The sequence below is a fragment of the Streptomyces sp. NPDC050145 genome (assembly GCF_044460245.1).
In the GTDB taxonomy this organism is placed as follows: domain Bacteria; phylum Actinomycetota; class Actinomycetes; order Streptomycetales; family Streptomycetaceae; genus Streptomyces.
In genome coordinates, this window is record NZ_JBITJS010000001.1 from 684,866 (window position 1) to 698,549 (window position 13,684).

Consider the following 13,684-nt stretch of genomic DNA (forward strand, 5'->3'; position numbering starts at 1 on the left):
CCGGCGGGTGGCCCCCCGCCCCCCGCCGGGGCCGCCCCCGCCCGGCCGACGGGGGGTTTTGGGGGCCCCCGGGGGGGGGGCCCCCCGGGGGGGGGGGCGGCCCCCCCCCGGGGCCCCGGCCGCTCCATACGCCGGACCTCGGCGCTCTGCCTGCTGTGCTGCTCTCTGCTGAGTCCGCCGCTGCTGGGTCCGAACAGGGCACCGAGGTCCGGCTCATGAGGGTGGGGTGTCGCCTCGGCCCAGCTGCCGCGTGAGCGGTGGAAGAACTGTCACACGCGCCATTCTCGCCTGCCTGACGCTGCGGTCCACGATCGCTGAAGGGCAGGTCAAACCCCCTGTATCGCTTGAGTCTTGACCTGGTGGCGCCCTGGCTGGTCTGATCCTCCCTCGTCGCTCGCTGGCAGGAAGCCCACGCGCTCGAGACCATGCCGGTCGTCTCCGACTGGGTGAACCGCGACAAGATGGTGTTTTGCCCGTGACCGGGGCGGGCTTCCTGTGAGGCCAGGCATGAAGTTGGCCGGCGCCCAATCCGCCGAGGCGGGTGGCAAGGGCGCCGGCCACCGAAGAACCACCCGCGAGCGGGGGGCTGGCCCGAGTGTAGCTGCGGTCGGGTGGCGTCGGGGCTGGTTTGCGTCCCAGGTTCGCGAGAGCCCGGTAGATTTGTTTCGTTGACGATGGTCGGCGTTCGTCGGGTCCTGTCTGGAGGGGTGACTGTGGTCTGCGCTGAGTGCACCGACGTGTTCGGAGCGGGTCGGGCGTGGTGATCCGGGCTGGCCGCGGCGACTTCGTGCAGTCGCGGGAGGAGCTGGCGGTGGCGGCGGCCCCGTTCACAGGGATGAAGCCGTCCACGTTCATCAAACGCAAGCCCTACACGGCCCCGGGCTTTCCTGCGCCGATCAGCTCGGACGGTGCGCGGGTGCTGCTGTGGGACCGCGAGCAGACCGCCGCCTACTACGCCGGCACCCCGGTCCCGCAACTCCCTGCCGTCGATGACGGCCAGGACCTCCTGGACCGCAGCGAGGCCGCGGCTGTGCTGAAGGTGGCGGTGAGCTCGTGGGACGCCTACAAGTCCCACCCGCGGATCCGCCCGCACCTGGTCAAGGTCAAGGGGGTGGACCACTGTCCCCGCCGTGTCGTCGAGGCCTATCGCACGGCCCGGGACACCGGTCCCGGCCACACGGGGAGCACGGGCCGGCCGACGGGCAGCGGGGACATGGTGCCCCGCGACGAGATCCCCGCCCGCGTCGGTGCCCTCCTCGACATCGACCCGGCCGTGACGTCGAAGACCGTCATGGGCGAACTCGGCCTGTCCTTCGCCGCCGCCACGCGCGCCCTGTCCCGCCTGCGCGGAGCCCGCATCGCCGACCTCATCACCACCGAGCCGACCCTCGAGCCGGCTGCGGCCGCCCTCCGGCTCGGCTACCCGAAGGTGACCCACCGGGCCGCGACCGCCTACGCAGTCACCGAACTGCGGGCCCGGGCAGCACGCCCGTACGTCCAGGAGGTGGCCGACGCCCTGGCGGCCGAGGGCCTGGCCGTGCGCCAGGACGTCGACGTCGTCCACGTCGCCGATGACGTAGTGGCCGCGGCTGTGGTGCTCGCCGCGGACGCTCCGGTACCGGCGCTGGTGTGGGACGAGCGATGGGGCTGGCGCACGGCGGCCAACCGTCGGCACCCGATCGGCAGGGAGACCGGAGCACCGCCGGTAGGAGACGGCATCCGCTACCTGAGCCCAGACGCGGAAGTGCCGGCTCAGGATCTGATCACCTCGGTCTACGACGGCCGGCGAGGTAGCAGGCACCCGTTGTGAGCTTGCTTCGCAAGGTCCGGCTGGGCTGTCAGAGCCGTCGCTTAGAGTCCTGGCGATGGGGCCGGTCTCGGGGCCACCCGGCATCCCGTACGGATGCGGAGCCCAGGGCCTCTTCCTGTCGTCGCCCGCCATCGACGCTAGGTGACGTACCGCCAAGCCGCACGCCGAGCAGAACGCTGTCGAACTACTGGATGGGGCCGGGCCGAGTCGTGGGCTGCCCTCCTGCGGGACTGCGCCCGCCGGAGCATGCGCGCCCCCGTCCTCGCGGTCAGGGACGGGGCCCTGGGCTTGTCGTCACGCTCATCTCTATTCATTCGAGTCGGCCAGTTGTGAAAGGTGAAAGCGTGAGCAGGCTTCTAGACGCGTTCGAGACCTCAGTGTCTCCGGATTACAGGCAGTTCGGCCTTGTTGACAGGGGTGTGACTGCATATTCGCCGGATTCCGGCCAATCGGAATGGCTTCTCTCTGCTCCTGGAATGGTGTTTCTTCAGGTTCCTTCGCAGGTGCTTCGGATTGCGCTTCGTCTGGAGAGCTGGTCGGTTGAGCCGGTGGCCCCTCCTGGGCCCTGGTCAGGTCAGGCGGATGTAGTTGTCGATTTGCCCACGGGCGATCTCGGAATTGAGGTAATCGCGGCAGGAACGGAACCCGTACCTTTGGTCCTCCCGTCACCCGGGACATACGGAATGCGTTGGAGCTGGATTTTCAATCGCGAGAACGGACCCTTTACTACGCCACTGCGAGGGTCCTCGGTACCCCTGGAGATGCCGCCCGGGCGTGACGAAGAACTGGGTGGTCAGGACCAGTACTGTCTCGTTCAGATCTGGCGCATCGCCCAGCCGTGACGAACTGCGGGCCGCCCCTCGGGGCGGCCCGCAGCCAGATCCAGATCAGTCGCCGATGGTGACGATGAACGGGTCGTCGTTCAGGATTCGATCGTTCTCGTGCCAGGAGCCCAGCCGTCGACCGGCCTCCTGGGTCTCGACCGAGTTGATGTACCGCAGTGATAGGCGGCCGAGGGCCTGGCCGTGCGCCAGGACATGAACGTGGTCCACGTCGCCGATGACGCCGTGGCCGTGGGTGTGGGACGCGCGATGGGGCTGGCGAACCGCGACAAGCCGGCGGCACCCGATCGGGCAGGAGAGTGGGCTGCCGCCGGAGGGGGACGGCATTCGCTACCGGGAGGGCGGGCGTGACTCGGCTGTGCGGGAGTTGGTCGTGGGTGTCTATGACGGGCGGCGTGGAACGCAGCGACCGGCCTCAAAGCGTCGGTCTTGACGGCGGGATGAACCCCTCGGAGGCACGATGCCCGCCCCGGCTGGCCGGGGCGGGCATCGGGGAGTTGCGACTCCTCAGGCGGGGGTGATGTTCTCCGCCTGAGGGCCCTTCTGGCCCTGGGTGATGTCGAAGTTGACCTTCTGGCCTTCCTGGAGCTCGCGGAAGCCGGAGGAGTTGATGTTGGAGTAGTGGGCGAAGACGTCGGGGTCTCCGCCGTCCTGCTCGATGAAGCCGAAGCCCTTTTCTGCGTTGAACCACTTCACGGTTCCGGTGGCCATGTTGTCCTCCAGGGAGACTCGAAAAGGTCCCGCTTTGTGCGGGAGTCGGAGGTGATCGTCCTGGTCTTCCGAGACTCTGAACAGCCGAGCGCCCGTGAGCTCGTACTCACGGGCGACCGGTACTTCGGATCCATGACAGCTAAGCAGGACGTTACACCGGCAGATGGCGGCCGCTCGTCTCTCATCGCCACCGAGTCGTCCATCGAGCCCGCCCAGGCCACCACGCGGCGGTTACCCGAGGGCTGTTCACAGGGCCGCGATCGCGTATGCGGTCACCGAGTTGCGGGCCAGGGCGGCGCCCCCGCGGGCCAAGAGGTTGCCGTCGTGCACGTCACCGAAGACGCAGTGGCCGCGGCCGTAGGCCCCTCCGCGAATGCGACCGTGCCGACGCCAGTGTGGGACGAGAGGTGGGGATGGCGTGCCGCACGCAATCGCCGGCATCCCATCGGGCGGGCGACCGGATGCTGGCGCCGAAGGAGAGAGCATCCTCCAGCTCGCCCGGTTCTTCAAGCGCCTGGCCAGGATCTGCTGAGATGCATCGACGACGGACAGAGGGAATCCGGCGTCCAAATATCACGTGTGTCGGGTGGCTCTGCGGGAATTGCTCAAGGGGGTGGCCCAGCCACGGACCCACCCGATCACCCCGCCGTTGTGCCCGTGTAGTGACTGAACCTACTCGTGAAAGTGTGGACGTTCCCCAGTGTCCCTAGGACAATGTGCTCTGATACGACTACCGGTGGGGGATAATGTGGACCAAGGTCATGTCATCGTAGGCCAGCTCACGCAAGCGTCCGAGGACGGGACCGTTCGGTGGGAAGCTGACGAGCAAGGCACTCCCGTGGTGGTCCTCAGGCCCTTCAGGTTCTGCATGACCCTCGATGAGTCGCGCGGTGATTCACCCGTTCTGATGGTGACCGATCTCGACGACGGCAGCGAGGAAAGCATCGGAGCGTTGGAAGCTACCGGAACTGAGGAGCAGCGCAGTTTGGCCGAGCAAGTGAACCGCGACCTGCAGCGCCTGCATGACCTTGCGAGGCGAGGAAGCGATCGGCGGGCCACAATGCTTGAGCGCGTTCATAAGCGGCTGAACGAAGCCTTGTTCGACGGCTAGTCGAATCCTTGAGGCGGGGCGGGAGGATTCAGATCCTCGCGCCCCGCCTCGTGACAGTCAGGTCAGCTGGTGAGGAAGCAGTCAGCTGCGTTGTCCCAATTCGCGGCAGCGGACCGCTCGTGGGCGTTCTCTATCCAGAGGGGCGAGTAGCAAGTCTCGTTTTGGCCTGAGTAGCGGCGCCCGTAGACCTTGATTGTCTTCCCTCCCTTGTTCGACCACGACGAGGTTCGGTTCTCGAAGTCATACTTCGAGAAGTAGACGAGCTCATGGTGCGTCGCGTTCCACTGAAGCCGCCTGCCCCCGAAGCTCTTGTACTGGTAGAAGCAGTACCAGTCATTGCCGAAGGTGACCGTGGGGCAGGAGTCGGCTGCCATCGTGCCGAAAGAAGGTTCGACTTCGGCGGCATCAACGGCCTCAGGCGCCGGCGGGTCATCTGTCAGGGAGCGCGCGCTCGCTGCTATGACATCGGCCATGCTCTCCCTGGTGTCCAGGGGAAGTCCAGCAGTTTTGGCCTGCAGCTTCTGCGCAGCAGGACTGCTGACTGGCGCTTGGTCTTCGCCCGGCAGAGGGAACGCCAGTATCACCTCCCCACCCGACCACGCAATCTCGTTTCTGCTGATTTACACTCCACCGTCAGTGTCCCGCAGGACCTGGTCTATCTCTTGCTGCAGGGAGTCAACTTGTTCAGCACTCGCCGGAGCTACAAACCCCATGGTGGCAGCACACAGGATAGCTGCAGTTGCGGCGATCGTTCGGCGCACGCTCATCTTTCGTTCATCACTCCTCAGGTCGTCGAGTTTCGTGGATCTTTACACTCGCCCCTGGTCTACACCACACAGACCGAGATTCGTTTACAAGTGGATTTTGCACCGCCGATACGGTCACCCTTAGTAATTCACGGAGTGAACAATTCCCTTTGACGAGACAGTCTCCAAGCATGCATTCCGTGCAAAATCTGACGAGGTATCGAGCCGCGAGTGCTGCAATAGCGCGCGGCACCCCTCATGCTGAGAGCAGCCGGCGCAGGGGCGAGGCGCGGGAGCGACCACGCGGCGACATCGGCAAATCGTCGGCTTGGGTCAGGCTGAGACCGCGGGGGCGACGGACGCCGGCCGCGAGGTGCAGGTACGTGGGTGCGCCCCTTGGACGCCGAAGGCTTTTCGCCGTGCGGTCTGGCGGTACGTCACCTAGCGTCGGTGGTGGGCGACGACAGGAAGAGGCCCAGGCTCCGCATCCGTACGGTCCGTACGGATGCGGAGCCTTCGTCCGTGACGGGCAGAGTTCGCCCCGCTCACGAGACCGGAGCGGCCCGGCTGTGGTTCGCCGGTAGGCGTGGGCGCAGCGCGGCTGGGGCGCAGCAATGGGCGGGCCTGAGAGCGCCTGTGCGGGCCGGTGTGGGCGCGCCGGGTCTTCCTTTTAGGGGTGGGGTGGCGGGGGCGCAGCGTGGGTCGGGGTGGGCGGCTGGTGCAGCGCTCCGCGCTGACCAGTCTGGCCGCGTGGAGGGGTGGCCGCTCCGCGCCCGCCCCTCACCGAGCGCTCCGCGCTCTCACGCGCTGCGGTGCCGGGCAGTCGTTCCCGGTGCGCTCCGCGCCCCGTTCACTCGCTCCGCGCTGCCCGCCCCCTTGCCCTCGCCACTGCGTAGCGAGGGGCCCCACCCCGTCCCGCACTGTGCCCCCGCCACCCCACCCAAAACCCCGTCTGACCTGCGGAAATAACCCGAAAGAGTCGCCGGAAACCCCTGTGGGAATCCCGTAAGCAGGATATATTTGTCTTGTTCGGAAGGGCTTGTGGCAAAGCCCCGAACACCGAAGAAACCACCCGCATCTGAGGGAGACTCATGCCCAACACCCGTACCGAGCCGGGCTTCGCGCTGCTCGTACGCACCGACGGCAGGTTTCGCCTGCTCGACTGGCCCGAGAACGACAACCAGCACCTCAAGATCCTCTACGCAGCCTGCGACTGCACCCACATCGACGCGGTCACCGTCACCGAGGCCCTGACCCTGTGGGTCGACGACGAAGGCATGCTCAACGGCGCCGAGTTCAACGCTCCGGCGACCCGCCTCTACGCCCTCCACCGGCCGCCCCACCAGCCCTACTTCGGCCAGGCACTCTTCACCGGCGGCACCGACCCCCAGGGCAACACCCTCGGCCTGACCGCCGACGAGGCCGCCCACCTGCTCCAAATGCTCCTGACCCTGGGCGGCGGCCACATCCCCACCCAGCGCACCAGCGACTGACCCACCCTCACCACCCGGAGGGGGCGGCGCCGTGGCAGCGCCGCCCCACCGGGCCACACCGAAGAACCATCCGAAAGGGCAACCATGAACCAGCACGACCACGGCCGCGACCAGGGCGCGGGCGAGGTCTTCGTGATCGCGACGCGCGCCGAAGCCATCGCCCACGGCCTCCTCTTCGAGGTCCCGGCTGGTGATGTTGGTTGGTTTGTCGGTGGTGGGTCGGTGTGGAGATGTCAGTGGTCTGGCGGGTGTCGGGGGCTGGTAGAGGTGGGTTTCGAATCTGACGGGATCTGCTGAGGTACCGCTGTCGTTTTTGCAGAGTGTGCTGGTCAACGGCGTGCCGATCTCTTTCACGCCAGGGATGTTTGTCCAGGTCAGCGGGGATCGGGTGGGGTCGGCCAGGCAGGGTCACCGGTCAGGATGTTGATGGCGGGGGTGACGCCCAGTCCGGCGGCAATGTCGGTGAGTTGGTTGTGGTGGTGGAAGTTGATGTGTTGGAACAGATACCTGCTGGGGTGCTGGTGACTGTGTAGGTAGTGCCAGGCTCGTGCGGCGACCAGCAGCGGCTGCGCCCACGCGGGGGCCCGATGCCAGTGGCGTGGGCTTGTTGGCCGGTACGGGGGATCGGCCAGGGCGAGGGCAGTCGCGTCGGGTGCCAGGTCCGCGAGCCGTACCGCGGCCAGTTGTTCGGCCCCGGTGTGCGGGAGGATCGTCTGGGCGGCGAGGAGTGCGGCATGGAGCGGGTGTCCGATGCGCTGCACACGCTCGATCACCCCGAGCGTGTCGCTGCGGGCCCCGTGGAGGCTGTCCGTCGCGCGCAGTGTCGCACCCGGACGTGCGGGGCCGTTCCTCGTGTACCGGGCCCGTGCCGCATCCAGGTGGTCGATCACCTGGTGGCCGGTGCCCAGCTGGTCTGCTCGCGTACGAAGGCGTGCGTCGGGCTTCGCGTGCCAGATGAGGGTGAGGTGGATCCCGGTGCGGCGGCGTAGTTCATCGAGTTGTGCCCAGCGTGTCGGGGCGAGGATGTGGGCGCGCAGCACGATGAGGTGACCGATGTGTAAGGCGTTGATCCAGCAGGCGGCCGCCGTCCAGGAGGGTTGGACCATGTCGGCCCAACAGGCGCGGTGCCGGGGTGCGCCCGGGGCGTGGGGCGGGAGCTGTTTGCCGAGCGCCACCAGGATGTCCTGGGCCAGCGCGGGCGGGGTGGACGCGCCGGGGGAGGGATGGACAGTGACGCGGCCGCTGGTGAGGTTGTGCGCGTCGAGGGCGGCCGTCGTCCAGGCCGGATGGTCCTCGGAGTCGATGACGACTGCAGCTGCTGCACCTGCCCCGTTCTTTGCGCCGCCGGGATGGGCTGCCGCGGCGGCGCTGTGGCTCACATGCCGCCGATCTTGCTGTAGACCCAGTGGACGAGTTCTTCGGTGACGCGGGTGGAACCGGTCTTGTCCATGCCGGCCGTGAGATGGGCGGTGATGTTGGCCCAGTTGCGGAAGCTGCCGTGGGCGGCTTCGCTGTCGACCATGTCGATGAGTTCGGGCTCGCATGTGGCCCAGAGAGGGTGGAAGGCGGGGATGACCTTGCGGATCTGGTCCTTGGGCAGGCGGGTGAATTCCTGCCAGATGAAGATCCGTGAAGCGAGCATGGGTTCGCGGCGCAGTACGCGGTAGCAGTTGTCGCCGCCGGCGAAGATGACCGCGATGTCGGTGTGTTTGTCGTCCCACAAGTGGCGCCAAAACTCGAATCCGGTACGGCTCATCCACTGCGCCTCGTCGCAGACCAGGACCCGGAATTGTTCGGCGAGGGCTTCTTTGAGCAGGGCGTCGAACTCGCTGGGCCGCCTCGGTGGTTCGCCGGGCAGGCGCAGGGCGGAGAACAGACCGTGGCGGATGTCGCGCGGAGTGGGCCCGGCCCGTAGCTCGAGGCGGTAAGTGGCCCTGGGAGCCAGTTTGCGCAGGGCGGAGTTCACGGCCATGGTCTTGCCGTAGCCGGCCGGCCCGTACGCGCACATCATGGCCTTGGCCTTGATGACCGCCTCGATGTTGTCCTGCGTGGTCAGCAAGGACTCAGTGCCGACGAGTTGGGCGCCTTGAAGGCCGAGGAAATGGTCGTCGCGCATTGCCGGCAGACGCCCGTACTCCAGATCAGCTTGTGTCACCGTGAGGATCCTTCTTCGTCAGGCTCAGCATGAGTCGGGTCGAAGGGATGCACCCACTCCTCGGGTGCGGGACTGTGGGGAATGAGGTCGGGGCGGGCCAGCGCCTTGCGTGAACTGCGGGCCCGCTCGCCGAGCTCACTCAACGCCTCGGCGCGGCTGGGGGTACGCCGCGGCACGGGCGGTGCCGCGGTGGTCTGCGCCTTGAAACGGTCCCGGCGCAGCTTCTCGGCGGCGTTCAGATCGGCGCGTAGCCGGCGGGCGGCCGCGCCACGCGCGGCTTTGAGCGCGCGGACCTGCTCCCGGCTGGCTGCCTCGGCCAAGTACGCGCTGCCCAGATGCTCTCCTGCGGTGTCGAATACCTCGATGAGGTCGTCGTGGTGGGGCAAGTGGCGCACCACGACGCGGGTGCCGGCGCGGCCCACCATCCAGTCGGCGATGTAGTCGCGGCGGTGCCACCGCACGCCATGGCTGGTGACAGTGCGCTCCCGACCGTCGTCCTCGAGAGCGAAGCGGGCGAGCTGTTCGGCCGCCACATCAGTCAGCGGAGTGGGATCGGCCTCCCACGCCTCGTACGGTGTTCTGCCGCCCAGCGCGGCCGGACGGTGCTCACTGTTCCACCAGGACACCCACGTCAGCAGGCCGGCCACGAAGGAAGCGAAGGTGAGCGCGGGCGCGTCTGGATCTGCCGGGCGCCCGTGGCTGAGTTTCTGCCGGTGGGTGTAGCGAGGCAGCACTACGAAGTGCATCTCCTCGACGGCGTCGTTGAGCGCCTCAACCGTTCCTTTCAGGTGCGGGGTGTAAGCGGGCAGATCCACCACCGCCACGGCGAACGCCCCCATCGCGCTCGTGACCGTGCGGCACAGGAACTCCTTGCCCCGGTCTACCCGGATCGTGGCGGGGAGCCCGCCTGCGGGCCCGTACGGCGGCCGCCGGTCGATCGCGCACCGCAGCGCGGCCAGAACAGCGTCCCTGGACGGCGCATGCGGGGTGACGGCCACACCGACGATGACCTTGGTCGCACAGTCGATGAACCACGTGACCCACGGGCAGACCAGCTCGCCCTCGACATCGACCTGAACCGGTACCCGCTTGTGGTCGCCTTCCCAGACCGCATCACGATGTGTGGGCGGCCGCTTGGCGAACACGTCATGCGCCCGCCGCGCCCTCTCGCCCTTCCGGAGCCCGGCGCGTTCACCAGCGGTCAGATCCCGGCGGATCGCCCGGTGCAGCGTCGCCAGCGACGGGACCGCAGGCCGGCCCGGATCCCGATGGGCGCGCTCGACGAGCTCGGCATGTACCCGCGAGGCGTTCCCGCCCCACAGGGCCAGCAACTGCCGCACCTCGGCCGTCACCGTGAACCGCACGGCCGGCACTCTGCCCAGCCGCCCCTCCGCCCGGGCCGCGGCCAGCCACCGCCACACCGTCCGCTCCGACTTCCCCAATGCCTCAGCCACCAGCCGGACATGATGGGACGCCAACTCGCCCCTGGCCTCCAGCCCGAGTAGCCGCTGTACCGCAGCTGCCCGGCTCACCTCGGCAGCACGTACCGCCTGCGCGTCCATGTCCTCCTCCGCCTGAGCATCCAGGCCCACGAACAGGCCGGCCTCCAAGCACACACAGGCTCTCCACGACACAGCGACGTCACTTCGACACGCCGAGCAAGATCACACAAAGGACGCGGGAATCACCTGAGGAGGTTTGCCGAGCCCTGATCAGGGCTGGCGAAATCCAGCGTGGCAGGGGCGTCTCTTCACCAGCGCATGCCGAGGTCGTCGAGGTCGTCGAGTCGTTCCTGTGTCAGTTTCGCCGCTCTGCGACGGGTGTTGTCGATCCACATGCCGAGCTTCACGTCCTGGCCGTCATCGAGCTGTTCGACATGCTTCCTCGGTACGTTGAGGTGTCCTTCGCGGGCCTGGTACTGCCGGGCGGCGGCGAGGTTGAGGGCCCACTTGTGGTCCTGCGTGCGCCGTACGGGCCGTTCGTCCTCGCTCGCGGCCTCCAGGCGGAGGACGTGTCCCAGCAGCCACGCCTGCGCGGGTAGCAGCTCGCTCCAGCCGTGCCGCTGCGCGGTCACCCACCGCCCCAGGTCTTCGCCCTGCACCACGACGTCGCCGGGCTCGGTCGGCATGCTGCCCCCGGCTTCGAGACGCGCCCTCACGAGACGAAAGCAGCGCTGCCAGGCAATGTTCCAGGCCGGGCACCATCCGGGATCGATCTCCTCCAGCGCCTCCCGCCGCGTTTCGGGCAACGCGCCGGCCTCGGTCCCGACCGGCTCGCCGGCCGTGCGCCGCGCTTCGAGTTCGGCGGCCAGTCTGGCGGCGGCACGTTGGGCCTTGGCCCAGTTCCCGACCGGGTAGTCGTTCCATACCGCGCCCGTCGGAGGCAGGAAGTGACCGTGCTCGGCCGCCCACTCACGCGCAGCGGCGAGACCTTCGTCGAACGCGAGGTCCTGGTGGGACCACACCATCCCCAACGCATCCAGCTCGCGGGCTCGCTCGGCGTCCAGACGTCCGGCCTTGTAGGCCGTGCGTTGCGTCTTGAGCCACACTCCGAGGGGGAAGCCGGCCGGGGACCAGCCCTCGGGGGTGACGTAGTCGTACGGCACCCGCAACTGCCCGGTGCCGGTCTCTTCCGCATACCGCGCGCAGGCTTCGATGCCGCGGCGCCAGTACTCGCCCTCGGGCTCCAGCACCCGCAGCCTCACGAACCGGGCGAGCTGTACCGGATCGCGCGGGCTGGAGAACTTCAGCAGCTCCCGCGCCCCAGCGCTGACCGGTCCGGCCGGCGCTTCGTCACCGAGGCTCTCGAGGTCGCCCTCGAGGTCACCCCCGAATTCCTCGTCGCACTCGCCGGCCCAGGCCTGGACGGCAGTCTCGTCCTCCCAACTACCGCTGCGCAGACGGGAGTCAGCGAGGGCCTCGATGGTGTCCGCATCGTGTGCCCGCAACGCTTCCAGGATCTTCGCCAGGGCACTGTAGGCCGGGGAGGTGAGCATGCCGTCGGGGTTCTCGTCCTCGGCGAGAAACACCGGAACGATAAGCGACGCAATTTTCCCCTGCCCTGGCCGCATTCGAAGTGCACGGCCCACCATTTGCACGATATCGACCATGGACCCGCGCACATCGCCGAACGCGACCGAGTCCGCGACAGTGTCGACGCCTTCACCCAGCACCTTGACCGACGCCAGAACCCGCAGCGCCGCGGGCAGCAGTCCAGGCTCGCCGCCCCCGTCCTCCTGGTCCTCGATGACGTCGGAGTCGAACTCTGCGAGTACCTCACGCCGGTGGGCGGGCGGATGCTCGCCGTGCAGCCAGGACGCCCACACCCGGCGAGGGTCCGGATACGCATGTGGATCGCCTTCCCACAACCGCGTGGCCACATCCACGACCCCCGCCGCCATGGCCTCGGCCTCAGCGACGCGGGAGTGGAAGCTGAGCAGCTTGCGTAGGTTCTCCCGCGCGGCCGCGGTCAGAACGCCTGCCTGGAGCGCGGCCAGCCGCGCCCCACGGACCCGTTCCGTGCCCGTACCGAGCTGCGCACGCTGTCCGTACTCGGGGTCACGGATGTCGACACACACCACCTGATAGGGCGCCACGAGTCCTCGCCCGATCGCCTCTGACAAGGTCAGCTTGTAGGCCACAGGTCCGAAGAGAGACGAGTTCTCGCTCATGCTCGCGATCAGCCGCGGCGCCGTACGCCCCTCGGCGGCCTCCCACACCCGCGGCGTCGCCGTCATGTACAACCGCCGACCAGCGGGGATCTTCTGCTGGTCATGCACCGCCGCCCACGGCTTGAGCCCGTCCCCACTGGTGCGGTGCGCCTCGTCCACGACCATCAGGTCCCATGACCTCAGGCCCGCAGCGTGCGCGCGCTGCAGCACACCGTGACCGACGGACGCGTACGTCGCGAACACGGTCACCGTGTCCAAGTCCCGTGCCCACACGACGAGTTCACTTGGGTCGGTAGTGCACGGCACGCCCTCTGACTCCTCGGCGCGCAGCGAGCACACGCCGATCATCGCCCCGGCACGGTGCCCGTCGCGCCGCCAGGCAGTGGCAGTCTGCACAAGCAGGTCCAGGGTGGGCACGAGCACCAGCACCCGCTGCGCACGGAGCTTCTGGGCGACAGCGGAGGCGATGAGGGTCTTGCCGGAGCCAGTCGCTGCGATGCACTGACACCGCAGCCCCTCGGCCGGCAGACGCCCGCCCGCGGGCGCCTCAAGGGCTCGCACGACCGCGTCGACCGCCTCGACCTGGTGGGGCCGCAGCACCCGCTCCGAAGCACGCCCAGCCATCCTCACGGCTTCCCTTCCCGCTGCCATTTCCCGCACCTCGCGCGCTCGGGACGATGTATTTTCAGAAGTCGGATCCGCTGCTTCCAAAGCCTCTTCGGGACAGGATCTCTACCGGATCATTCTGTGAATACAGGTCTCACTATGTGGCGAACTGACTTGGGATCGCATGTCGCCTCTTACTTACTAACCTACCTGGACTGAAAGTTTGACGCACACGCCCGAAGAGATGGCCTCAAACTAGCCTAGGCTGCTACGGTGAACCCTTGAACGGGAACAGTACACCGAGCTTCAACACTTAAACCGGAGGCCGGCCCCTGCGCCCCCAGACCGAAGCACACCCCACTGAAACCCCGTCACCACCCAGACCAGACACCCCACTTCACAGCCAGCCCAAGGCCAGCGCGGAGCGCAGGCCGCCAGGCCGGATCGCGGAGCGATCCGAGCCGTCAGCAACGCGAAGCGTTGCTGACACGGCATCACGGAGTGATGCAACTCCCCGACGGAGTCGGGGAGTTTCTTCTC

General features: G+C 67.9%; 11 protein-coding genes. 4 read left to right on the top strand and 7 right to left on the bottom strand.

The annotated features are described in order from the left end of the window. Positions 1-757: 757 nt before the first annotated feature. Complete coding sequence (locus ACIBTU_RS03435) at positions 758-1,810, top strand: DUF6292 family protein (protein ID WP_399124192.1); 1,053 nt, start codon at positions 758-760, stop codon at positions 1,808-1,810. An 887-nt stretch (positions 1,811-2,697) separates the two neighbouring features. On the opposite strand, the gene ACIBTU_RS03440 is transcribed toward ACIBTU_RS03435, so the two are convergent. Then, positions 2,698-2,862: a hypothetical protein gene (locus ACIBTU_RS03440; protein ID WP_399124193.1), complete on the bottom strand. Its 165-nt coding sequence runs from the start codon at positions 2,860-2,862 to the stop codon at positions 2,698-2,700. A 297-nt stretch (positions 2,863-3,159) separates the two neighbouring features. Further along, positions 3,160-3,363 carry a cold-shock protein gene (locus tag ACIBTU_RS03445; protein ID WP_399124194.1) on the bottom strand — a complete coding sequence of 68 codons (204 nt, stop codon included), beginning with the start codon at positions 3,361-3,363 and terminating at the stop codon, positions 3,160-3,162. Positions 3,364-4,231: 868 nt separating this feature from the next. On the opposite strand from ACIBTU_RS03445, the gene ACIBTU_RS03450 reads away from it, so the two are divergent. Next, positions 4,232-4,474 (top strand): hypothetical protein, encoded by a 243-nt coding sequence (locus ACIBTU_RS03450; protein WP_399124195.1) that lies wholly within the window; start codon positions 4,232-4,234, stop codon positions 4,472-4,474. A 62-nt stretch (positions 4,475-4,536) separates the two neighbouring features. Here the strand turns inward: ACIBTU_RS03450 and ACIBTU_RS03455 are convergent, their stop codons facing one another. Continuing rightward, positions 4,537-4,947 carry a peptidase inhibitor family I36 protein gene (locus ACIBTU_RS03455; protein ID WP_399124196.1) on the bottom strand — a complete coding sequence of 137 codons (411 nt, stop codon included), beginning with the start codon at positions 4,945-4,947 and terminating at the stop codon, positions 4,537-4,539. A 1,364-nt stretch (positions 4,948-6,311) separates the two neighbouring features. On the opposite strand from ACIBTU_RS03455, the gene ACIBTU_RS03460 reads away from it, so the two are divergent. Then, positions 6,312-6,713, top strand: coding sequence for a DUF3846 domain-containing protein (locus tag ACIBTU_RS03460; protein WP_399124197.1), 402 nt, complete (start codon positions 6,312-6,314; stop codon positions 6,711-6,713). Positions 6,714-6,797: 84 nt separating this feature from the next. Beyond that, positions 6,798-7,010 (top strand): hypothetical protein, encoded by a 213-nt coding sequence (locus ACIBTU_RS03465; RefSeq protein ID WP_399124198.1) that lies wholly within the window; start codon positions 6,798-6,800, stop codon positions 7,008-7,010. Positions 7,011-7,087: 77 nt separating this feature from the next. Here ACIBTU_RS03465 and ACIBTU_RS03470 read toward each other — a convergent pair whose 3' ends face one another. The 4 genes from ACIBTU_RS03470 to ACIBTU_RS03485 all read right to left on the bottom strand — a co-directional run bounded on the left by ACIBTU_RS03470 (position 7,088) and on the right by ACIBTU_RS03485 (position 13,162). After that, the gene (locus tag ACIBTU_RS03470) at positions 7,088-8,092 is read right to left on the bottom strand and encodes a hypothetical protein (protein ID WP_399124199.1); all 1,005 of its coding nucleotides are present in this window, start codon (positions 8,090-8,092) and stop codon (positions 7,088-7,090) included. Next, positions 8,089-8,868, bottom strand: coding sequence for an AAA family ATPase (locus tag ACIBTU_RS03475; protein WP_399124200.1), 780 nt, complete (start codon positions 8,866-8,868; stop codon positions 8,089-8,091). Before ACIBTU_RS03475 ends, ACIBTU_RS03470 begins: the two co-directional genes overlap by 4 nt. Further along, entirely contained in the window at positions 8,865-10,430 is a 1,566-nt protein-coding gene (locus ACIBTU_RS03480; protein WP_399124227.1) for a Mu transposase C-terminal domain-containing protein, read from the bottom strand. The genes ACIBTU_RS03475 and ACIBTU_RS03480 overlap by 4 nt, the downstream gene beginning before the upstream one ends. 188 nt (positions 10,431-10,618) lie before the next feature. Continuing rightward, on the bottom strand, positions 10,619-13,162 hold the full coding sequence (locus ACIBTU_RS03485) for a Helicase associated domain protein (protein WP_399124201.1): 2,544 nt from the start codon (positions 13,160-13,162) through the stop codon (positions 10,619-10,621). Positions 13,163-13,684: the final 522 nt, after the last annotated feature.